The sequence below is a fragment of the Gemella haemolysans genome, assembly GCF_028308085.1.
Lineage (GTDB): Bacteria > Bacillota > Bacilli > Staphylococcales > Gemellaceae > Gemella > Gemella haemolysans_D.
In genome coordinates this window covers 1-318 of the sequence record NZ_JAQMFS010000072.1, presented here as the reverse complement: position 1 = coordinate 318, position 318 = coordinate 1, and the positions used below count along the sequence as shown (strand labels likewise).

Here is a 318-nt window from a genome sequence, read left to right as displayed (position 1 = left end):
CTAGAAGAAGGAAAATATAGTTTTGAGTTGAAAGACGAAAAAGATAAAGTACTTCAAACGGTAACGAACAAAGCAGATGGAACAATATCATTTGCAGGAATCGAATATGACGAAAGTCAAGTAGGTACACATAAGTACAAAATATCAGAAGTTGTAGGGAACGAACCAGGTATTACATATGATAAAACTGTGTATAAAGTAGAAGTGAGTGTAACAAAAGATGCACAAGCAAATAGACTAAATGCAACAGTATCAAAAACACCTGAAGAATTAAAATTCACAAACCAATACACTCCTGCAGAAAAAACAAGTGTAACA

Annotated in this window: 1 protein-coding gene; it reads left to right on the top strand. The window is 33.0% G+C overall.

Annotation, left to right across the window (positions count from 1 at the left end; genetic code table 11):
• Window positions 1–318, top strand: a 318-nt coding sequence (locus PNO30_RS06095) for a Spy0128 family protein (RefSeq protein WP_271987544.1), incomplete at both ends; no start/stop codon positions are given.